The sequence below is a fragment of the Nonomuraea sp. B1E8 genome (genome assembly GCF_039871515.1).
Taxonomy (GTDB): domain Bacteria; phylum Actinomycetota; class Actinomycetes; order Streptosporangiales; family Streptosporangiaceae; genus Nonomuraea.
The window spans coordinates 92578-112802 of record NZ_JBDPLS010000011.1; the positions used below are offsets into that span (position 1 = coordinate 92578).

Below are 20225 nucleotides of genomic sequence, written 5' to 3' on the forward strand. Positions count from 1 at the left end.
GATCACGGGCGTCCTATGACGTCAGGGCAAGGTCTGCCATTTCAGGACCGACTTCATATCGCCGCTTGACAGGGCCGCAGCCGCTGAGGGTGTGGCCGATACCCCCGCGCGTGCGGTCATATCCGGGTTCGATGTCCGCAACCTCACATTCACGGGGGTCCGAGTCGAACATGTTCAGTTCCCGCATAGAGTGTCTCGGGTGAGTGTCGCGCTCGGAACAACCCGCCCGCTACCGGTTCGCACCACCCCTGTCGGCGACCCCGGTGACCTGCTGGCTTCCCTGCCCAGGACGACACCTTACGCCTGGGTCAGAAACGGCGAGGGCCTGGTCGGCTGGGGCGAGGCCGCCCGGGTCGCCGTGCCCCCCGGCCCCGGCCGGTTCGCCTGGGCCCGCCAGTGGCTGGCCACCGTCCTCGGCGACGCCCACGTCGACGACGCCGTGCGCGCCCCCGCCTCGGGCCCCGTCGCCTTCGGCAGCTTCACCTTCGACGAGGACGCCCACGGCTCCGTCCTGGTCGTGCCCCGGGCCGTGCTCGCCCGGCGCGACGGGCACGCCTGGCTCACCACGATCGGCGAGGCGCCGCTGGAGACGTTCTCCCCCGTACGCGCGCCGGGCCGCATCAGCTACGGCGACGGCAGCCTGAGCGCCCCCGAGTGGGAGCACGTCGTCGCCCGCGCCGCGCGGCGCATCCGCGACGGCGAGCTGGAGAAGGTGGTGCTGGCCCGCGACCTGCTCGCCACCACCGAACGGCCCATCGACGTGCGCCTGCTGCTCACCCGGCTGGCGCGGCGCTACCCCGAGTGCTACACGTTCTCCGTGGCGGGGCTGGTGGGGGCCACGCCCGAGCTGCTGATCCGGCGCACGGGCCAGGAGATCGAGTCGCTCGTGCTGGCCGGCACGACCCCGCGCGGCACCGGCCCCGCCGACGACCTCGCCAGGGGCGCCGCTCTGCTCGCCTCGGCGAAGGACCGCCACGAGCACGAGTGCGCGATCGCCTCCGTACGCGACACGCTGGCGCCGCTGTGCTCCGCGCTGATGACGCCCGACGAGCCCGAGCTGCTGATGTTGCCCAACGTCCAGCACCTGGCCAGCCACGTCACCGGCCGGCTGGCCGATGGGGCGTCGGTGCTCGACGTGGTCGCCGCGATGCACCCGACGGCGGCCGTCGGCGGCACCCCCACCGGCACCGCCATCGAGGTCATCCGCGAGCTGGAGGGCATGGACCGCGCGGGCTACGCCGGCCCCGTCGGGTGGATCGACGCCAACGGCGACGGCGAGTGGGGCATCGCGCTGCGCTCGGGGCTGGTGCAGGGGCGGCGCGCCCGGTTGTTCGCCGGCGGCGGCATCATGGGCGACTCCGACCCGGCCGCCGAGCTGGCCGAGGCCCAGGCGAAGTTCCGCGTCATGCAGTACGCCCTGGAGGGCTGATCACTCGGGGGTCGGAGAGATGTGGAACGGAATCCGGCGTTAACGGGGTTCTCCCAGGTCAGTGACCCCCTGCCGCTGGGGTCTTCCGGATGTGGTTGACGCCGGATTCCGTTCCATCGCACAGACGGTTGGCGCTGTTTCATAGGTGCTCGCTTGTGAAACACCTCACCAGCCCGACCGCCAGGGTGTGGGCGAACCCTTCGCATCGGCCCTGGCCGCCTTCGCGCCAAGTGAGCCGGTCTTGAGATGCGGTCGCAGTAGCGGCAGATGCGGTCGATGATCTAATCCGCGGTCTTGGTCCACCTGAACGGCCTGGCGTTGTCGTTGCAGGTCTTGATCTATTCCTCCACAGCGGTCTTGAGAGCATGCAAGGAGCAGAAGTTGCCTCGCTCCAGACTGTAGTTCTGCGTCGCTCCAGCTCGGCGAACCCGCGTTCGACCTGGCCGATCCAGGAGGAGTAGATCGGGGTGAAGTACAGCACGAAACGCGGGTGGGCCAGCAGCCAGGCATGCACCACCGGCGCCTTATGCGGGGCAAGGTTGTCGCAGAGGAGATGGGCCGCCAGGCCCGGCTCGACCTGGCGGTCGATCTCGTCCAGGAAGTCGACGGCGCGGTGATGGGCCGACAGTTTGCCGATCATCCTGTCGGTGGCGGTGTTGAGTGCAGCGGACAGACGGCCATCCGGGCCGCCGGTGTTCCGATGGGGGACTCCCAAACGGAACACCCACGAACACCCACGAACGGCCACAACTCCAGCCACACGACTGGGGGTCGTCATCGAGACGACTTGACCGCTCGCCAATCCGGGCGGCTGGCACAAGTCCGAAGGAAGGACGCCGGCCGGGCGCCCCGGCGGTGTTCGCAGGACGGCCGAAAAACATGACACAAGACGTCGGGTTTTAGAGCGATCATCGGTTCACCGGTCAGCGCAGATGGAGCGTGGACCGGGGCCTCACAGATAGACAAGGACCTCAATGCGCGAAACCCCCGAGGAGCTCAAGGAACTTCAGGCTCTCCTCGAAGCCTCCCTTTCCCGCTCCACCTCGCACCTCCGCTCGATCGTCACCGAGAACACCCTGACTGCGGAGCAGGTCACCCGGATCCTGACCGGCATGTGCACCCTCGCCCTGTCCACCGTGACGGCGAAGGGCGAGCCGCGGATCAGCGGTGTGGACGGGCACTTCCTGCACGGCAAGTGGCACTTCGGCACGGCACGCGGTGCCGCCAAGGCCCGCCACCTCGCCGCCCGCCCCGCCGTCAGCGCCGCGCACATGCGCGGTGAGGACCTGGGCGTGTTCACCCACGGCACGGTGGAGATCCTCAACCCCCAGCACGGCGAACCGGCCGCGGACTGGCCGGACCTGCTCGCCTACTTCAAGGACTTCTACGGCGACGACCTCTTCGACTGGGACAACGACGTGGTCTACTACCGGCTGCATCCGCACTGGATGACCGCCTACGCCCCCGGCGTCGACAAGCTCACTTCGGTGCTCCGGCCCTGATCTGCAGCACGGGCCGCATCGAAAACCGGCCACGTGCTGAGGCGTTTGGTGAAGCGGCCGCTCGCCATCGTGACGAGCGGCCGCGTGGTGGCGTGATCGGTTTGTTCGGCATGGGGGGTGTCTGCCTGCCCATGTTCTGCTGTGTCGCGAGAGGGTGGAGGAAGGTTGACTGCGTTCGTACGGGACGTCGCGGGTATCGAGTGCGAGACCATCGAGGTGGTGAGGGCTCGTACCAACAATCTGCGGGACGTGTCGGTGAGCATCCCCAAAGGGCAGCTTGTCGCGTTCACCGGAGTGAGCGGCAGCGGCAAGACCTCGCTGGCCGTCGATACCCTGCACAATGAGGCGCAGCTGCGGTATCTGGAGGGGCTTTCGCCATTCGTGCGGCAGTACATCACCCAGCGCAACCGGCCGAAGGTCGACCGCATCCGGGGACTCGGCGCGACGCTCGCGGTCGACCAGCGCCGTCTGAACCGCAACCCCCGCTCCACGGTCGCGACGATCACCGGCATCGACGGGCATCTGGGGCTGTTGTACTCGCGCCTTCCGGGAATCGGCGCGGACCCGGCAGCCGAGAGCGGGGATGGGCATCTGACGACCGCTCATTTCGACCGCAACACGCCGGAAGGGAGCTGTGCGGACTGCCACGGGGTGGGCGGGCGATGGCAGGCGCAGGAGGACCTGGTCATCACCCATCCGGAGCTTCCGCTCTTCGAGGGGGCCTCGCCCTGGTACGCGAAGTGGCGGTCGGGGGAGCACGCGTTCGTGCCGGCGCTCGCCGAGAAACGCGGCGTGGACCTCGGCCGGCCGTGGCAGTCGCTGCCGGAGGAGTTCCGTCACTGTGTGCTGTACGGCACGGGTGAGGAGAAGATCGAGGCGACCGTCAACATGACGAACAAGAACGAGACGGCCCAGGTGACCTACACCTCCAGCCAGCCGCTGCGGGGCGCGCTCGCCGAGGTGGAGCGGGTGTTCGTGAACGCCCAGACCTCCAGCGCCAAGCAGCGCTACCTGCCGTACATGCGCAAGCAGCCGTGCGGCACCTGCGGCGGCAGCGGGTACGACCAGGTGGCCCGGTCGGTGCGGCTCGGCGGGCTGACCTATCCCGACCTGCTCGAGGTGGACGTACAAAAGGTACGCAGCTGGGCGGAGCGGGTGGCCGGTGACCTGGGAGCCCGGCAGCGCGAGGTGGGCGAGCCGCTGCTGCAAGACCTGGGCCGCAGGCTCGGGATACTCGACCGGCTCGGCCTGGCCCATCTCCAGCTGTCGCGAAGCGCGGCGACGCTGTCCGGGGGTGAGTTGCAGCGAACCCGGCTCGCCGCGCAGCTCAGCACCGAGCTGAGCGGCATCGTCTTCGTCCTGGATGAGCCCGGGACCGGGCTGCATCCGGCGGACAAGGCGCATCTGCTCGACATCGCCCTGGAGCTACGCAAGGCCGGCAATACGGTGCTCCTGGTCGAGCACGACCCTGAACTGATCGCCCGGGCCGATTGGGTGATCGATATGGGGCCCGGCGCGGGCCGCCTCGGCGGTGAAGTTCTGGTGTCGGGGCCTCCCGCCGACGCGGCCGCCCACCCGACGTCACTGACCGGCCGCTATCTGGCCGGTGAGGGGCCGCGGCTGCGCCGGACCCGCCGTCCGGCCGGGGAGGACACTGGCTGGGTGGAGCTGCACGGCTTGCGTGCGCACAATGTGACCGCGAACCTGGTGCGATTCCCCGCCGGTCGGCTCACCTGCCTGACCGGGGTGAGCGGCAGCGGCAAGAGCAGTCTGCTCGGCGCGCTCGCGGCGAGCGTGGAGGCCGCCCTGAACGGGACGATGACCGACACGGTGCGACAGGTGACCGGCCTGGAGGGGTTCGATTGGGTCGCCGTCGTCGATCAGGAACCGCTCGGGCGCACACCGCGGTCCAACCCGGCCACCTACAGCAAGGCGTTCGACATTGTCCGCAAGCTGTTCGCCGAAACTGACGTGGCGCGCGGATACGGGGTCAATGCCTCCTGGTTCAGCTTCAACACCGCGGGTGGTGGCCGCTGCGAGGTCTGCACGGGTTATGGCCGCAAGCTGGTCGACATGCACTTCCTGCCGGATGTGTGGGTGGTCTGCGACGCGTGCGAGGGCCGGCGCTACAGGCCGGAGGCTTTGGAGATCAGGTATCAGGGGTTGGCTATCGATCAGGTGCTGGAGCTGACCGTCGCCGAGGCTGTGGAGCGGTTCGCCGAGCCCCGGCAACTCGCGGAAATCCTGGGAGCCTTGAACCAGGTCGGGCTTGGCTATCTCCAGCTCGGCCAGAGCGCCACAGAGTTGTCCGGCGGCGAGGCGCAACGGCTGAAGCTGGCGTCCGCGATCCAGCGCGGTGCCGCGGGCCGCAAGGCCGGCCTTGTCGTTCTCGACGAACCCGTTTCGGGCCTGCACCCGTCTGACATCCAGCGTGTGGTGGATGCGCTCGATGTGTTGCTCGACTCGGGCAACACCGTCGTCGTGGCCGAACATGACATCCCCGTCGCCGCGTCCGCGGACTGGGTGATTGACCTGGGGCCGGGGGCCGGTCCGGACGGGGGCGCGGTGATCGCGGAGGGAACCCCGGACGCCGTCGCGACCGCGGACACTCCGACCGCCGGTTTCTTCCGGCGGTACGCGGCGGGTCTGCCGCTCCTGGAAGTGCGAGAAGACGCGCGCTGCTGAGAGGGCGGGGCGCGTCTTGCTATGTGGCAGATCCCCGAACGGGTGTGCCGCATCGACGGCTTCCTGGGCCGGGCCCCACCGCCGACGCCGCTGCGCCTTGCCGAGCAGCTCGGTCACCATGAGCAGGTCCAGCAGCTCCAGCGTGTCGTCGATGGTCTTGGTCTCCAGCCGCTGCGCGGTGGCCAGCAGCGTGGCCAGCCGCCGCGAGGCGGGATGCTTCTTCAACTGGGAGGAGTGCGCGGTCAGGCCGTAAGGGGCAAGCTCGTCCAGCCGCCGCTGCGGCACCGCGGCGTCCAGCTCCGGCCGGCCGAGCTCGGTGCCGCCGATCTCGGCCACCAAATCCAACGACTTGACCATCTGCGGCCCGGACGCCTTCGACGGGCCGGTCCGCCAGCGCTCCAGATCCGAGACCTTCTTACCCGGCAGCACCTCCAGCAGCAGGTCCAGCGCCGCCCGCTGCTGCGCGCTGAGCAGCGCGGCCAGGGTATCGTGCAGGTCCCGCGTGGCCCGTTCCCGCTCGCGCGCAACCAGCCGGGTCAGCGTGCTGATCCCCGGCAGCAACACGTCGTTCTGACGCAGCCACCGCACCGCGTACTGGAACAACGCGGTCGGGCCGTCGCCGGTGTTCCACGCGTGCGCCCGCACCTTGCCCGCCAGCTCAGTCTCGGCCGAGGCGAAGTCCTTCAGCCCAAACGCCTTGGCGATCTCCCAGGTGTGCTCGAGCCGCGTCTTGTCCCGCTCGGTGTAACGCTTCACGCAGGACGGATCCTCGATCCCCAGCTGGCCATCGACGACGTCCAGGACCTCGTTCGGCACCTCCAGCGGATCGGCCAGAAAGCATCCCAGGTAGCGAACGGTCACGAGCTGGAGAGCGAAGCCGCATCGGATGTGCCGGCCCCGATGCCCCTTGATGAGGGCCATGTCCTCGTTGTCGAGGAAGAAGATCTTCTCCATCTCGGCCCGGGAGGGCGGACCGTCGTAACGGCCGTACTTCGCCGCTTCTGAGTCGCTCAGGAAGTCGACAGACATGCACGCAACGTATGAACCAACGGACACAGCGTCATCAGAGCAACACAACCGTTACCAAAAGCCACCTATCGTCACACAACGTAGATTAAAGTCGCGCTGTGAGATCGACTGGAATCCGGCGCAAGCGTCCTCTGCAAGCGGGAGACGACAGGGGCCCGCTGACCAGCAGAAACCCCGTTAACGCCGGATTCCGTTCCAAATCTCTCAGACCACCCACTCCGGGACGTGCAGGTCCTCGCCCACCGACACGCGGGCCCGGCCGGCCGTCAGCCCGGCCACCCAGCCGGTGAACGCCGCCACCTCGTCGGCGCCCACCGCCACGTCGAAGCAGACCTCGCCCGCGTACGTCACGTCCCGCACCGTGTGGCGGGAGGCGCGCAGGTCGTTCTCCACCCGGCCGGCCTGGTCGTGGGCGACCACCACGCGCACCAGCCTGGCCGGCACCATCCGCACCGGCTCGACCCGGTCGAGGGTCTCGGTCACCGCCGAACCGTAGGCCCGCACCAGCCCGCCCGCGCCCAGCAGGGTGCCGCCGAAATAGCGGGTCACCACCGCCACCACGTCGCTGAACCCCCTGCCCACCAGCGCCTGCACCATGGGCGTGCCCGCGGTGCCGCCCGGCTCGCCGTCGTCGTCGCCCTTCTGGACGCGCTCGCCGATGACGTAGGCGGTGCAGTTGTGGGTGGCGGACGGATGCCGCTGCCGGCGCTCGCCGATGAAGGCCACCGCCTGCTCGACCGTGCGCGCCGGCGCCAGCGCGCAGATGAACCGCGATCGCCGCGCCTCGGTCTCGTGCTCGACGGGGGTGGTGATGGTCAGGTACGGCGCGGGCACATCCGACAGCGTATTGCCTTCCTGCCTCGACCACGCTCGGGCACGGCATGCGACGGCCGCCCGGCCATTGAGGGCGGGCGGCCGTCGCGCTGGGTAATAAGGGGCCGTACAGGAGTGAGCGCCACCGTACGACGCCGGGCGCCTTTACGTTGTAGATCAAATGACCCTCCGGTAGCACTAGGCGTACCTATGGGGTCTTTGCCCCGTCCATCCGCCCAGGGCACCGCCGGAATCGGTCAAATGTCGCCCAAATTCACTCCCGTTCCAGCTCGTGCGCCAGTTCCTCCAGTTCCGCCCCGCCGGACATGAGCGCGGTCAGCTCCTGCGTGGTGATCTCGCCCTTGCCGTACTCGCCGAGGCTCGTGCCCCGGTTGAGCAGCAGGAACCGGTCGCCCACCGGGTAGGCGTGGTGCGGGTTGTGGGTGATGAAGACCACGCCGAGCCCCCGGTCGCGGGCCCTGGCGATGTAGCGCAGCACCACGCCCGCCTGCTTGACGCCCAGCGCCGAGGTGGGCTCGTCGAGGATGAGGACGCGGGCGCCGAAGTACACGGCCCTGGCGATGGCCACCGACTGCCGCTCGCCCCCGGACAGCGTGCCGACCGGCTGGTCCACGTCGCGGATGTCGATGCCCATGGCGCGGAGCTCGTCGCGGGCCACCCGCCGGGCCCTGGCCACGTCGAAGGCCAGGCCCTTGCGCGGTTCGGAGCCGAGGAAGAAGTTCCGCCACACCGACATGAGGGGGATCATGGCCAGATCCTGGTAGACGGTGGCGATGCCGCGGTCGAGCGCCTCGCGCGGGCCGGCGAAGCTCACCTCCGCGCCGTCCACGAGCAGCGTGCCCGAGTCATGCCGGTGCACCCCGGCAAGGATCTTGATGAGCGTCGACTTGCCCGCGCCGTTGTCACCGAGCACGCAGGTGACCTGGCCGGCCGCCACGCTCATCGACACGTCGCGCAGCGCCAGCACGGAGCCGAACGTCTTGCCGATGCCGCGGGTCTCGAGAATCAATGCCGCACCTCCTCGGCGTACCGCCGGACCAGGCGGTTGGCCAGCGTCGCCAGCAGCAGCATCGCGCCGAGGAAGAACGTGAACCAGTCGGCGTCCCAGCCCAGGAACACGATGCCCTTGTCGGCCATGCCGAAGATGACCGCGCCGATGGCGGCCCCGACGGCCGAGCCGTAGCCGCCCGTGAGCAGGCAGCCGCCGATCACGGCCGCGATGATGTAGATGAACTCCTGACCGATGCCGATGTTGGCCTGCACGGACGTGTAGCGCAGCGCCATGATCGAGCCCACCAGCCAGGCCGCGAACGCCGTGGTCATGAACAACGCGATCTTCGTCCGCGCGGCCGGCACGCCCACGGCGCGGGCGGCCTGCTCGTTGCCCCCCACCGCGAAGATCCAGTTGCCGGCCCTGGAACGCATGAGCACCCAGGTGGCCAGTGCGGTCACGAGGATCCACCACAGGATCGCCACCCGGAACGAGGTGCCGCCGATCTCGATCGTGCCCGCGAAGACGGCGTTCGCGCCCTCGAACCCCTCCGCCCGGCGCAGCCCGCTGACCTGGACGGTCCCGGTGATGGCCTTGGTGACGCCGAGGTTGATCCCCTGCAGCATGAGGAACGTGCCCAGGGTGACGATGAAGCTGGGCAGCCGCGTCCTGGTGACGATCAGGCCGTTGGCGTACCCGACGGCCAGCGCCACGACGAGACCGACGAGCATGGCCGGCCACACGTTGAGGCCGAACCGGGTGGCCAGCGTGACCAGGATCAGCCCGCTGGTGCCGGTCAGCACGCCGGCCGACAGATCGAACTCGCCACCGATCATCAGCAGCGCCACCGCAACCGCCATGATGCCGAGCGTGGCGGCCGGGTCGAGCCAGTTGGCGATGCCGGCCGGCGACCGGAACACCGGCGACTGGGTGGCGAAGAACACGAACACCACGACCAGGCCGACCACCGCACCCAGCTCGGGCCTGATCAGCAGCCGCCGGACCAGCCCGACGTCGGCCGTGCGGTCGTCGGCCGCGGCCTGCGCGCCCGTCATGCGACCTCCCCGGCGGACGGCGTCATCGGGTGCCCGCCTCGGCCAGCTTGGACACCTGCTCGGCGTTGTCCTTGGTGACGAAGCCCGGCCCGGTGTTGACCGGCAGGCCGCCGCCGACGGTGTTGAGGTTGGTCCTGTACAGGTTCAGGAACGTGATCGGCAGGTAGCCCTGCAGGTACTGCTGCTGGTCCACGGCGAACAGGATCTCGTCCGCCTTGATCGCGTCGACCACGTCGGCCGACAGGTCGAACGTGGCCAGCTTGGCCTGCGAGCCCGAGTCGCCGATCGCGTCCCTGGCGGCGACCGCGATGGCCGGGTTGAGCGCCAGCACGCCGTTGACCTGCTGGTCCGACTGGAGTTTCGCGGTGACCTTGGACGTCACGTCGGCCAGGTTGCTGATGTCCACCTGCAGCCGCTCGACCGTGCCGCCCAGCGTCTCCTCCGCGCCCTTGCAGCGCTGGTCGAGGCCGACGTTGCCGGCCTCGTGGACGACGCAGACCAGCTTGGTGACGCCGGCCGCCTTGAGCTGCTCGCCCGCGCCGCGCCCGGCAACGTCCTCCGACTGGCCGACGTGCGTGAGGGCGCCGAACGTCTTGGACGACTCGGCGCCCGAGTTGATCGTCACCACCGGGATCTTCGCCGCGACCGCCTTGCCGATGGACTCCTTGAGCGCGTCGGGGTTGGCCATGGAGACCACGATGCCGTCCACCTTCCCGGAGACGGCCTGGTCGATGAGCTGCGACTGCTTTGCGGGGTCGCCGTCGCCCTGGTAGGTCACCTGCACGCCGTACTGCTCGCCCGCGGCCTCGGCGCCGTTCTTGACCACGTCCCAGAAGGAGTCGCCGGGCGCTCCGTGGGTGATGACCGCGAAACTCGCGTCACCGCCCCCGGCCGCGCCGGTGGAGGAGGCGGGCGGGGCGCTCTGCGCGCTCTCCCCTCCCGAGGAACAACCTGTCATGGCCAGCACGCCCACCAGGGCCAGCACGATCGGGGTACGTCTCACAGGACACCTCCAAGACCAACGGGCTAGCCACGGTTCTACCTCAATGTCAACACCATGTATAGACATGCGGACTAATGCGGCGATCTTCTTCCCTTCGAGGCGGGCACGGCTCGGAAGCCGGCGCCCCGACACCCCGGTTCCGGGACCGGTTGAGGGAATGAATAGAACGGAACCGTACGTTCCCATATGATGGCGATATGACCAGCGCACCCATGAGCGGCCGCAAAGCCCAGGCCGCACGCAACGACGAGCTGATCCTCCAGGCTGCCAGGGCGGTGTTCACCGCCGACCCCGGCGCCCCCATAGCGGCCGTGGCCGAGAAGGCGGGGGTCGGGATCAGCGCACTCTACCGCCGTTATCCCAGCAAGGAGGCCCTGCTGCAGAAGCTCTGCGGCGACGGGCTGAAGCTCTACATCGAGGTGACCGAGCGGGCGCTGGCCGAGGAGGGCGACGCGTGGGAGGCGTTCGCCGGCTACCTGCGCGGCATCGTCGACGCCGACACCAACTCGCTGACGATCAGGCTGGCGGGCACCTTCCGCCCGACGGAGGAGCTCTATCGCGACGCCGTCAGGGCCGACGGCCTGGCCACGGAGATCCATCGCCGCACGGTCGAGGCGGGCGCGCTGCGGCCCGACGTGACGGTCGCCGACATCGCGCTGCTGCTGGAGCAGATCGCCTCGATCAAGCTGGGCGACGAGAAGCGCACCGCGCAGCTGCGCCACCGCTTCCTGGCGCTGGCGACGGACGCGCTGAGGGTGCCGCCCGGCCACCGCGAGCTGCCCGGCCCGCCACCTGAGGACGACGAGCTCAAGGCCCGCTGGAGCCCGGCCGGCTAGTCCTCGCCGGGCTTCCAGCCGAACATGTAGGCCATCACGAAGGCGAGCAGGCCGGTCGCGCCCGCCGCCACGGTCATCGCCAGGCCCAGCGCGGACACCACGCCGGAGACCAGGCCCGGGCTTCCGGCGACGAGGCCGGCCGCCTGGGTGAGCACGACGACGACCCCGAGGGCGAGGAACAGCACCAGGCCGATCTTGAACAGGACCATGGTCACGGTCTTGACGGCGTTCACGATGTGACTTCCTCTCAGATCGGCAGCGCGCCGGTCGCCACCAGCACGCCGATGACCAGGGTCGGGATGACGAACCAGACGATCAGCCGGACGAACGTCCTGGCCGGGTCCACCTGGGCGATGCCGCAGGCGATGTAGATGGGGGCCGCGCCCGGCGGGGACGCCCCCTCCGTCGAGGCGAAGATCATGACGGCGGTGGCCGCGGCCGCGGGGTCCATCCCGGCCGCGGTCAGCGCGCTGAAGGCCACCCCGCCGACCGCGGCGATCGTCGCGGTGGAGGTCAGCGGCGCGGCGACGACCACGATCAGCAGGCCGACCAGGGTGGCGATGACCACGGCGGGGGCGTCGAGCGCCTGCATGATCGCGGTCAGCTGCTCGACCAGGCCCAGCTCGCCGAGGGTGGCGGCGGCCGCGAAGGCGAAGAACAACGTCGCGCCGATGACCGCGTACCTGGGGCCCATGTCGGCGAGCAGCTCGCTCCAGGCGCGGCCGGTGCGCGGCAGACGCCTCCACGCCACCGCGAGGGTGACCAGCACGGTCAGCACCGGGATCCACACGACGATGCTGACGTCGTCGGCTGCCTCCCCCACCCGCGACTCCATGAGCTTGACGCCGAAGTCCAGGGTCATCAGCACCGGGACGACGATGCCGGCGTACACCAGCAACGACGTCCACCCGGCCCGCAGCGCGGCCCGCAGGGGAACGATGTCGGCCGCGTCGGTGGCGGCGATCTTGTGCCGCCGCACCCAGAGAAACACCAGGACGAACCGGTACGCCACCGTCCACAACCCGCCCACCAGCGCGGGAACGAACAGCTGGTCGGCGGTCAGCACGGGCGCCACGGCGGCGGAGCCGAGCAGCAGGAAGATCGACGAGCTCGGCGGGATCGAGATGCCGAGCCCGGCGTTGCCCGCCACCAGCGAGGCGGCCAGGTCGGGCCGCCAGCCCGACCTGGTCATCCACGGGATGGTCACCGACCCCACGGACGCGGCGATGCCGGACCCCGAGCCCGACGGCCCGCCGAGCAGGGCGGCCGCCGAGGTGGAGACGTATCCCGCGCCGCCGCGCAACCGGCCGAAGACGGAGTTCAGCACGGTGACCTGCTCCTGGATGAGCCCCAGTTTGGTGAGCAGGTACCCCATGAACACGAACGCCAGCGCGGCGAAGACGACCTCCTCGGCCAGCGCCTCGGTGATGCCCGCCCAGGCCAGGCCGAAGAACTCGGTGCCGCCGAACAGGCAGATGGCGACGAACCCGAGGAGCATCGCCTCACCGATGCCGCGTTTCAGCACACCGTTCCAGACGACGATGATGGCGATGTAGGCGACGAGCGCCCATACGGCGATTCCCATGGCGAGAATTCCTCCAGTGGGGGACGGTTCCACGCGCTCCGGACGGCGGGCGGCGGACGGGGGGCCGGGGGGGCCGGGGTCAGCCGTCCGAGGACGGCGGGTCGGCGAGCCTGCGGGCCAGCTCCACGGTGCGGCGGGCCCTGGCGACGATGGGGGCGTCCACGAAACGGCCGTCGGGCAGCGCGAGCGCGCCCGTGTCGGTCCGCTCGGCCCGTTCGGCGGCCTCGACGATCTCGGCGGCTCTGGCCACCTCCTCGTCGTCCGGGCGGAAGGCCCGCCGGATCACGGGGATCTGCCGGGGGTGGATCGCGGTTCTGCCGAACAGGCCGAGGGCGCGGCCGGCCCGGCACGAGGCCAGCAGGCCGGCCTCGTCCTTGACGTCCGGGTAGACGGACATGGGCACCGGCGGCAGGCCCGCCGCGGCGGCGGCCAGCACGACCTGGAGCCTGAGGTGGTTCATGGCGTGCTCGTCGGTGATGGCCAGCTCGGCGGCCAGGTCCTGCTCGCCGAGCGCGACCCCGGCGACGCCCGGGTGGGCGGCGATCTCGCGGGCGGCGACGATCCCCGCCGCCGACTCCAGCAGCGCGTACGCGGGCGCCCCGGCGATCGTGTCCAGCGAGACGGGCGATTCGACCTTGGGCAGCCGCACACCGTCGGCGAGGCCGGCGACCGCCTCCAGATCGGCCCGGCCGCGCCCGGTCGCCAGGTCGTTGACCCGGACGTGCACCTGTGTGCCGGACGGCTCGTCCGCGCGGGAGCGCAGGTAGGCGACGGCGTTGGCGCGGGCCTCGTCCTTGCGGGCGGGGGCGACCGCGTCCTCGAGGTCGAGGATCACCACGTCGGCTCCGGACGCGATCGCCTTGCCGAACCGCTCGGGCCGGTCGCCGGGCACGTACAGCCAGGTCACGGGCGGGTTCACGCGATCACTCCGGCTTCGCGCAGCGCCGCGATCCGCTCGTCCGGGTAGTCCAGTCCGGCGAGCACCTCGTCGGTGTCCCTGCCCAGGGGCCGGCCCGGCCAGCGGATCTCGCCGGGCGTGTCCGACATGCGGAACAGCACGTTCTGCATGGTGACCGAGCCGAGCTCCTCGTCGGGCACGTCCACGAACGTGTTCAGCGCCGCGTACTGCGGGTCGCTCGCGACGTCGGAGACGTCGTAGATGGGCGCGACCGCGGCCTGCACCTCCTCGAAGCGGGCGATGACCTCGTCGGCGTCCCGCTCGGCGATCCACGAGGCGACCGCCTCGTCCAGCTCGTCGACGTGCTGGACCCGCCCGTGCCCGCTGGCGAACCACGGCTGCTCGACGAGGTCGGGCCGCCCCACGAGGGTCACCACCCGCTCGGCGATCGGCTGCGCGCTGGTGGAGATGGCCAGCCAGCGGCCGTCGCGGGTGCGGTAGGTGTTGCGGGGGGCGTTGCTGGCGGAGCGGTTGCCGGTGCGCTCGGGCACGATCCCGAGCGCCTTGTACGCGCTCACCTGCGGCCCCAGCAGTCCGAGAATGGGCTCGATGATGGCCAGGTCGATGACCTGCCCGCGCCCGGTGCTCTCGCGGGCGCGCAGCGCCACCATGATCGCGTACGACATGGCCAGGCCGGCGATGCCGTCGGCGAGGGCCAGCGGCGGCAGCGTCGGCGGGCCGTCGGGCTGGCCGGTCATGGCCGCGAACCCGCTCATGGCCTCGGCCAGCGTCCCGAACCCCGGCCGCGCGGACATCGGCCCGAACTGCCCGAAGCCGGTCATCCGTGCGACGATCAGCCGCGGGTTGAGCCGCAGGAGGTCCTCGGGGGCCAGGTTCCAGCGCTCCAGGGTGCCGGGTCGGAAGTTCTCGATCAGCACGTCGGACCGCTCGGCCAGGCGGCGCAGGATCTCCTGCCCCTCGGCCCGCGACAGGTCGACGGCCGCGTTGCGCTTGTTGCGCGACAACGTCTTCCACCACAGCCCCACACCGTCCACGGAGGCACCGTGCCCGCGTGAGGGGTCGCCGCGGCGGGGATGCTCGATCTTGATCACATCGGCGCCGAAGTCGCCCAGCATCATCGCGGCGGAGGGACCGGCGAACAGCGTCGCCGCGTCGATGACCCGCAGGTCAGCGAGGCTCGTCATGGGAATGTAACTTATAAGAAATATGTCATAGGTCAAGACGTTCGCCTGATCGTGAATCTGGGAGACACTTGACGCATGCCGACCCCACGACCTCCCATGAGCAAGGCCGAGTACGTCTACAGCGTGCTCCTCGACGAGATCCGCAGCGCGCGGATCCCCGGCGGCACGGCGTTGCGGGCCGGAGAGGTGGCCAAGCGGCTCGGGGTGTCGGTCACGCCCGTACGCGAGGCCCTGCGCAGGCTGGAGAAGGACCGGCTGATCAGCTATGAGGCGCACCACGGCGCGACCGTGGTCGACCTGGGCGACGAGGCGCTCGCGGAATACTACGGCCTGCGCGCGGTCGTCGAGGGCCTGGGGGCGCGACTGGCGGCGGCCAGGATCACTCCGGAGCAGCTGGCCTCGCTGCGCGAGCTGCACGCCGCGATGGCCGAGGACGCCGAACACGGCCGGTACGACCTGCTCGGCGAGCAGAGCAGGCGCTTCCACCTGGGCATCGTCGACATCGGCGGCCCCGCCTTCCTGGGCGCGCACGCCCGATCGGTGCGCAACAGCTTTCCCGTGCCCGCCGAGGCGTCGCTCTGGCTGGACGAGGCCCAGGTCAAGGCCCAGATGGAGGCACACGAGGGCATCCTCGCGGCGCTCGCGGCCGGCGACGGGGCGGCCGCGGAACGCATCATGGTCGACCACGTCAACCGCGCCGGCGAGTTCCGCCAGGAAACCCCGGGCCCGCTGACGGGCGGCCTGGCATGACCGGCGTCAGGGGCGTCCTGTTCGACCTGGACGGCACGCTGCTCGACCACCGGGGCGCCGCCGACGGCGCCATCGTCTCCTGGGTGTCCGCCCGGGCGCCCGGCCATCCCCGGCTGGGCGAGGCGGCCGCGCTCTGGGCCGAGCTGGAGGGCCCTTACCTCGCGATGTGGCAGCGCGGCGAATGCTCGGTGCAGGAGCAGCGGCGGCTGCGGCTGCGCGCGCTCTGCGCGGAACTGGCCGTGCCCGAGCCCGGCGACCTCGACGCGGCCTACGCCGACTTCACCGGCCGCTACCGGCGCGGCTGGGCGGCCTTCCCCGACGCGGCGGAGGCGGTGAAGGAGCTGGGCGGGTTCGCGCTCGGCGTGCTGACGAACGGCGCGCAACCGGTGCAGGAGGAGAAGGTCCGGGTGATCGGCCTCGGCGGGCTGGTCGGCCCGGTGCTGACGGGCGAGGTGCTGGGAGGGCACTTCAAACCGTCGTCCGCGTCGTACACGGGGGCCGCCGCGGCGCTCGGCCTGGCGCCGGAGGAGGTCGTGCTGGTGGGCGACGACGTGGTGAACGACGTGACGGGGCCGGCGGCGGCCGGGATGCGCTCGGTCTGGCTCGACCGGCTCGGCGTGGAGCGGCCGCCCGCCGGGTTCCCCCGCATCACCTCACTGGCCGGCCTGGCGCGGTTCCTCGGCGACCTCGGCCAGCACGGAGTCCTCTAAGGCGAAGCCGCCCACGTGCGCCAGGTAGTCGCCGGGGGCCAGGGGATCTCCCAGGTAGACGCCGCCGGCCCGGCGCACGAGCAGCGCTCCCGCCGCCACGTCCCACGGGTTGGACCGGGTGCCGTACGCGGCGTCGGACCATCCGGCGGCCACGTGGGCCAGGTTCAGCGCGGCGCTGCCCGGCCTGCGCACGGCGGCGAAGGACTCGAGGAAACGCCGGTAGCGCCGCAGCGCCTCGTCGCCCTCCGCGTCCAGGTCGTGAGGTGAGGGGTAGCTCGTCAGCACCATCGCCTCGCGGTCGGTGGCGGCGCCTGCGCTGCGCAGGAGGGTGCCGTTACACCAGGCGCCGTCGGCGGAGGCGGTGAACTCGTCCTCGCGCACCGGGTCGTACACCACCCCCGCCACCAGCTCTCCTTCGACGGCGGCGGCGATGGACACGCAGAAGAACGGCAGCCCGGCGGCGAAGTTGGCGGTGCCGTCGATGGGGTCGACGTACCAGACGAGGTCGCCGGAACCGGTCGTGCCGCCCTCCTCCCCCACGATCACGCCGCCGGGGAAACGGGCGCCGATGACCGCGCGGATGGTCTCCTCGGCCGCCCGGTCATGCTCGGTCACGGGATCGTGGAAGTCGCGTTTCGTGGTCACGGCGGGCCGGGACCTGAAGGCCTTGCGCAGCCTGGGGCCGACGGCCCTGGCCGCCTCGGTGGCGGTGTCCAGCAGAGGGGTCACGTCCATCCGGTGCTCCAACGTCAGTCGATCGAGGTCATCGCCAACCGTCATGCCCAATCCCGAGCGGCACGCACGCCCTTTCATGACCTGTTTGTCAGGACATTATGACCTCGGTTAAGCTGATCAGCATGAGCCGCGATCTCGCCATCGACCTGGATCGATCCAGCCCCGTGCCGCTCTATTTCCAGGTGGCCGAGCAGATCGCCGAGGCGATCCGGCGGGGTGACCTGGCGCCGGGCTCGCGGCTGGACAACGAGATCCTGCTGGCCGACAAGCTGGGTCTGTCGCGGCCCACGATCCGCCAGGCGATCCAGTATCTCGTGGACAAGGGCCTGCTCGTGCGCAAGCGCGGCGTCGGCACGCAGGTGGTGCACGGGCAGGTCAAACGCTCGGTGGAGCTGACGAGCCTCTACGACGACCTGCGCCGGGCCGGCCAGGAGCCGGCCACGCAGGTGCTGGCCCTGGAGCCGCGCCCGGTCGACGAGGACATCGCCGCCATCCTGGGCGTGGAGGCCGGCACGGAGATCCTCTATCTCGAACGCCTGCGCTTCGCGGCCGGCGAGCCGCTGGCCGTGCTGCACAACTGGCTGCCGCTCGGGCTGGCCCCGCTCACCGCCGCCGACCTCGAGGGCCGCGGCCTGTACGAGTTGCTGCGCGGCGCGGGCGTGCGGATGCGGGTGGCCAACCAGCGCATCGGCGCGCGCGCCGCCAGCCAGTCCGAGGCGAAGCTGCTGGACGAGCGCCGCGGCGCCCCCCTGCTCACCATGATCCGCACGACGTACGACGACCAGGGCCGGGCCGTCGAGCACGGCTCGCACGTCTACCGGGCCTCGCACTACTCCCTGGAGGTCACCCTCATCGAGCGCTGAGGGCCGACGGGCTCCCGTCAGCGGCACTCCGCGAGCGAGCGCGGCACCGCTCGGGTTGACGGAGACTCAACAGGTTCTCAACACGGCGCCGCCTACCGTCCTGTCATCGGCCCGGCCATGGGGACTGACACCGACGGAAGAGGAAAGATGCGCATCAGAACGATCATCGCCGCGGGCGCCTTCGCGGCCGCCGCCATAGCCGTCTCCCCCCTCCCCGCGCAGGCGGCGGCGCCGTCCTGCCTCACGTACAAGCTCGACGACGACGGCGGCAAGGACGAACTGTGGGTCTGGAACACCTGCAAGGGGGCGCAGAGCTACAAGGTCAGGCTCGCCAACGGCCAGGACATGCCCTGTAAGTACAAGAAGCCCGGCAGCGGCTACGACAAGTGGTGGTGGAACTGGCCGCGCCGCTTCGACGGGCTCGTGAGCTGCTGAGACCCGCTGGCCGCGTACCCCGGTGCCGGCCTGACGCCATGAATCCCGACCCGTCCGGAAATTTCCGGACGGGTCATCTTCTTGTCACCAGTGCTCTCCCAGCCCTTGGCAACAGACCTTCCCGACATTTATGGTGCAGTACAATGCCACACATTACTGGGATGGCTCATGACGTCTAAGCAGGTCAAGCCCCCGGCGGGCGCCGTGCGTTACGGCCGCCGGAGCGGTGCGGCCCGTCTCCGGGGTGCGCGTGACCGGCGGCCTGCTCCACGACTGGCGGCGCCGGAACAGCACGGCCACGATCCCGCACACGCCGCCGCGCTGCCCGGCACGACCGCCGTCGTGGCGGTCGGCCGGGCGCCGGTGCGCAGCAACGACACCGCCGCTACCTGGTCTGCGGCATCGGCCACCACCTGGGCCTCGACGTGCGCGACTGCGCACGATCCCGCCCCGAGGCGTACCACGGGGCGGAGATGGCGCCGGGGATGGTGTCCACCGTCGAGCCCGGACTGTACTTCCACGCCCACGACCGCACGCTCCCCCCGGAGCTGCGCGGGATCGGCGTGCGGATCGAGGACGACCTGCTGGTCACGGCGGGCGGCGCGGAGAACCTCTCCGCCGCCCTGCCCATCGACGCGAGCGGGCTGGAGAACCGGAGCAAGGAGAGATCATGAACGCCCCCGTCTGGCACGGCGTGCACGTCGCGACCGCGCTGCCCTTCAACGACGACCTGTCCGTCGACTACGACGGTTACGCCGAGCACGTGCGGTTCCTGGCCGAGAACGGCTGCGACGGCGTCTGCCCCAACGGCTCGCTCGGCGAGTACCAGACGCTCACGTCCGAGGAGCGTGCCCGCGTGGTGCGCACCGCCATCGAGGCCGCCCCCGGCGGCTTCCACGTCATGCCCGGCGTGGCCGCCTACGGCGCGGCCGAGGCGCGGCGCTGGGCCGAGCAGGCGGCCGAGGCGGGCGCCGCGTCCGTGCTGCTGCTGCCGCCGAACGCCTACCGCGCCGACCGGCGGGCCGTGGTCGGCCACTACCGGGAGGTCGCCAAGGCAGGGCTGCCGGTCGTGGCCTACAACAACCCGCTGGACACGAAGGTCGACCTCACCCCCGACCTGCTGGCCGAGCTGCACCAGGAAGGGCTGATCGTCGCCGTCAAGGAGTTCACCGGCGACGTGCGCAGGGCGTACGAGCTGGCCGAGCTGGCGCCCGGGCTCGACCTGCTCATCGGGTCGGACGACGTGCTGCTGGAGCTGGGCATCGCCGGGGCGGTCGGCTGGATCGCCGGCTACCCCAACATGATCCCGCGCTCCACGGTCGAGCTCTATCGCCTGGCCACCGCCGGCGACCTGGACAAGGCGCTGCCCGTCTACCGCGACCTGCACCCGCTGCTGCGCTGGGACTCCAAGACGGAGTTCGTGCAGTCCATCAAGCTGTCGATGGACCTGGCGGGGCGCAAGGGCGGCGTCTGCCGCCCGCCGCGCACCGCGCTCCCCTCCGAGCTGGCGGCCCGGATCACCCATGACACGCGGGAGGTGCTGGCGAAGGGTTACCGTTGACGCGCTCCCCGGCGTGAACCGAAGGCCGGAGCACTGCCGACGATGCCGGTAGCGCTCTGACGTGTTCCCCGGGCCGAGGGGCCCGGGGACTGCCGCGCGTACCGCGCTGTTCAGGCGTT

At 70.8% G+C, this 20225-nt stretch carries 20 protein-coding genes; 11 read left to right on the forward strand and 9 right to left on the reverse strand.

Features of this window, described 5'->3' with window-relative positions; all coding sequences use genetic code 11:
• The first annotated feature begins 199 nt into the window (after window positions 1-199).
• The 4 genes from ABGA98_RS31715 (at window position 200) to ABGA98_RS31730 (ending at window position 6621) form a co-directional block, all read left to right on the forward strand.
• Window positions 200-1429 carry an isochorismate synthase gene (locus ABGA98_RS31715; RefSeq protein ID WP_347622079.1) on the forward strand — a complete coding sequence of 410 codons (1230 nt, stop codon included), beginning with the start codon at window positions 200-202 and terminating at the stop codon, window positions 1427-1429.
• A gap of 974 nt (window positions 1430-2403) precedes the next feature.
• Window positions 2404-2931, forward strand: coding sequence for a pyridoxamine 5'-phosphate oxidase family protein (locus tag ABGA98_RS31720; protein ID WP_347622080.1), 528 nt, complete (start codon window positions 2404-2406; stop codon window positions 2929-2931).
• Window positions 2932-3096: 165 nt separating this feature from the next.
• Complete coding sequence (locus ABGA98_RS31725; RefSeq protein ID WP_347622081.1) at window positions 3097-5616, forward strand: excinuclease ABC subunit UvrA; 2520 nt, start codon at window positions 3097-3099, stop codon at window positions 5614-5616.
• Between the two features lie 21 nt (window positions 5617-5637).
• Entirely contained in the window at window positions 5638-6621 is a 984-nt protein-coding gene (locus ABGA98_RS31730) for a hypothetical protein (RefSeq protein ID WP_347622082.1), read from the forward strand.
• A 228-nt stretch (window positions 6622-6849) separates the two neighbouring features.
• Here the strand turns inward: ABGA98_RS31730 and ABGA98_RS31735 are convergent, their stop codons facing one another.
• The 4 genes from ABGA98_RS31735 to ABGA98_RS31750 form a co-directional block, all read right to left on the reverse strand.
• A complete protein-coding gene (locus tag ABGA98_RS31735) occupies window positions 6850-7479 on the reverse strand; it encodes a YigZ family protein (protein WP_347622083.1) in 630 nt (209 codons plus the stop codon).
• Window positions 7480-7732: 253 nt separating this feature from the next.
• Window positions 7733-8488, reverse strand: a complete 756-nt coding sequence (locus ABGA98_RS31740) for an ATP-binding cassette domain-containing protein (protein WP_347622084.1) — start codon at window positions 8486-8488, stop codon at window positions 7733-7735.
• On the reverse strand, window positions 8485-9525 hold the full coding sequence (locus ABGA98_RS31745) for an ABC transporter permease (RefSeq protein ID WP_347622085.1): 1041 nt from the start codon (window positions 9523-9525) through the stop codon (window positions 8485-8487). Before ABGA98_RS31745 ends, ABGA98_RS31740 begins: the two co-directional genes overlap by 4 nt.
• A 22-nt stretch (window positions 9526-9547) precedes the next feature.
• Window positions 9548-10528 carry a sugar ABC transporter substrate-binding protein gene (locus ABGA98_RS31750; protein WP_347622086.1) on the reverse strand — a complete coding sequence of 327 codons (981 nt, stop codon included), beginning with the start codon at window positions 10526-10528 and terminating at the stop codon, window positions 9548-9550.
• A 197-nt stretch (window positions 10529-10725) separates the two neighbouring features.
• Here ABGA98_RS31750 and ABGA98_RS31755 point away from each other — a divergent pair, with 197 nt between their 5' ends.
• Window positions 10726-11364, forward strand: a complete 639-nt coding sequence (locus tag ABGA98_RS31755; protein WP_347622087.1) for a TetR/AcrR family transcriptional regulator — start codon at window positions 10726-10728, stop codon at window positions 11362-11364.
• On the opposite strand, the gene ABGA98_RS31760 is transcribed toward ABGA98_RS31755, so the two are convergent.
• From ABGA98_RS31760 to ABGA98_RS31775, 4 genes are all read right to left on the reverse strand, one after another.
• Complete coding sequence (locus ABGA98_RS31760) at window positions 11361-11597, reverse strand: hypothetical protein (protein ID WP_347622088.1); 237 nt, start codon at window positions 11595-11597, stop codon at window positions 11361-11363. The genes ABGA98_RS31755 and ABGA98_RS31760 overlap by 4 nt on opposite strands.
• A gap of 14 nt (window positions 11598-11611) precedes the next feature.
• Complete coding sequence (locus ABGA98_RS31765) at window positions 11612-12949, reverse strand: TRAP transporter large permease subunit (protein ID WP_347622089.1); 1338 nt, start codon at window positions 12947-12949, stop codon at window positions 11612-11614.
• Between the two features lie 79 nt (window positions 12950-13028).
• A complete protein-coding gene (locus ABGA98_RS31770; protein ID WP_347622090.1) occupies window positions 13029-13868 on the reverse strand; it encodes a CoA ester lyase in 840 nt (279 codons plus the stop codon).
• Window positions 13865-15052: a CoA transferase gene (locus tag ABGA98_RS31775; protein WP_347622091.1), complete on the reverse strand. Its 1188-nt coding sequence runs from the start codon at window positions 15050-15052 to the stop codon at window positions 13865-13867. Before ABGA98_RS31775 ends, ABGA98_RS31770 begins: the two co-directional genes overlap by 4 nt.
• A 75-nt stretch (window positions 15053-15127) precedes the next feature.
• Between ABGA98_RS31775 and ABGA98_RS31780 the strand changes: the two genes are divergently transcribed.
• Window positions 15128-15802, forward strand: coding sequence for a GntR family transcriptional regulator (locus ABGA98_RS31780; protein ID WP_347622092.1), 675 nt, complete (start codon window positions 15128-15130; stop codon window positions 15800-15802).
• Window positions 15799-16512 (forward strand): HAD family hydrolase, encoded by a 714-nt coding sequence (locus ABGA98_RS31785; protein WP_347622093.1) that lies wholly within the window; start codon window positions 15799-15801, stop codon window positions 16510-16512. Before ABGA98_RS31780 ends, ABGA98_RS31785 begins: the two co-directional genes overlap by 4 nt.
• Here ABGA98_RS31785 and ABGA98_RS31790 read toward each other — a convergent pair.
• On the reverse strand, window positions 16456-17247 hold the full coding sequence (locus tag ABGA98_RS31790; protein ID WP_347622094.1) for an inositol monophosphatase family protein: 792 nt from the start codon (window positions 17245-17247) through the stop codon (window positions 16456-16458). The two genes, ABGA98_RS31785 and ABGA98_RS31790, sit on opposite strands and share 57 nt — an antisense overlap.
• Before the next feature lie 122 nt (window positions 17248-17369).
• Between ABGA98_RS31790 and ABGA98_RS31795 the strand changes: the two genes are divergently transcribed.
• The 4 genes from ABGA98_RS31795 to ABGA98_RS31810 all read left to right on the forward strand — a co-directional run bounded on the left by ABGA98_RS31795 (window position 17370) and on the right by ABGA98_RS31810 (window position 20106).
• Window positions 17370-18110 carry a GntR family transcriptional regulator gene (locus tag ABGA98_RS31795; protein WP_347622095.1) on the forward strand — a complete coding sequence of 247 codons (741 nt, stop codon included), beginning with the start codon at window positions 17370-17372 and terminating at the stop codon, window positions 18108-18110.
• A gap of 147 nt (window positions 18111-18257) precedes the next feature.
• Window positions 18258-18545 carry a hypothetical protein gene (locus ABGA98_RS31800; RefSeq protein ID WP_347622096.1) on the forward strand — a complete coding sequence of 96 codons (288 nt, stop codon included), beginning with the start codon at window positions 18258-18260 and terminating at the stop codon, window positions 18543-18545.
• Between the two features lie 389 nt (window positions 18546-18934).
• The gene (locus ABGA98_RS31805) at window positions 18935-19219 is read left to right on the forward strand and encodes a M24 family metallopeptidase (RefSeq protein ID WP_347622314.1); all 285 of its coding nucleotides are present in this window, start codon (window positions 18935-18937) and stop codon (window positions 19217-19219) included.
• A complete protein-coding gene (locus ABGA98_RS31810) occupies window positions 19216-20106 on the forward strand; it encodes a dihydrodipicolinate synthase family protein (protein WP_347622097.1) in 891 nt (296 codons plus the stop codon). The genes ABGA98_RS31805 and ABGA98_RS31810 overlap by 4 nt, the downstream gene beginning before the upstream one ends.
• Window positions 20107-20225: the final 119 nt, after the last annotated feature.

Bases quoted from the DNA above. Each gene is read 5' to 3' on its own strand.
- ABGA98_RS31745 (WP_347622085.1), bottom strand. From the start codon at position 9,525: ATGACGGGCGCGCAGGCCGCGGCCGACGACCGCACGGCCGACGTCGGG.
- ABGA98_RS31780 (WP_347622092.1), top strand. From the start codon at position 15,128: ATGCCGACCCCACGACCTCCCATGAGCAAGGCCGAGTACGTCTACAGC.
- ABGA98_RS31785 (WP_347622093.1), top strand. From the start codon at position 15,799: ATGACCGGCGTCAGGGGCGTCCTGTTCGACCTGGACGGCACGCTGCTC.
- ABGA98_RS31755 (WP_347622087.1), top strand. From the start codon at position 10,726: ATGACCAGCGCACCCATGAGCGGCCGCAAAGCCCAGGCCGCACGCAAC.
- ABGA98_RS31730 (WP_347622082.1), top strand. From the start codon at position 5,638: ATGTGGCAGATCCCCGAACGGGTGTGCCGCATCGACGGCTTCCTGGGC.
- ABGA98_RS31810 (WP_347622097.1), top strand. From the start codon at position 19,216: ATGAACGCCCCCGTCTGGCACGGCGTGCACGTCGCGACCGCGCTGCCC.
- ABGA98_RS31790 (WP_347622094.1), bottom strand. From the start codon at position 17,247: ATGGACGTGACCCCTCTGCTGGACACCGCCACCGAGGCGGCCAGGGCC.
- ABGA98_RS31800 (WP_347622096.1), top strand. From the start codon at position 18,258: ATGCGCATCAGAACGATCATCGCCGCGGGCGCCTTCGCGGCCGCCGCC.
- ABGA98_RS31720 (WP_347622080.1), top strand. From the start codon at position 2,404: ATGCGCGAAACCCCCGAGGAGCTCAAGGAACTTCAGGCTCTCCTCGAA.
- ABGA98_RS31795 (WP_347622095.1), top strand. From the start codon at position 17,370: ATGAGCCGCGATCTCGCCATCGACCTGGATCGATCCAGCCCCGTGCCG.
- ABGA98_RS31775 (WP_347622091.1), bottom strand. From the start codon at position 15,052: ATGACGAGCCTCGCTGACCTGCGGGTCATCGACGCGGCGACGCTGTTC.
- ABGA98_RS31765 (WP_347622089.1), bottom strand. From the start codon at position 12,949: ATGGGAATCGCCGTATGGGCGCTCGTCGCCTACATCGCCATCATCGTC.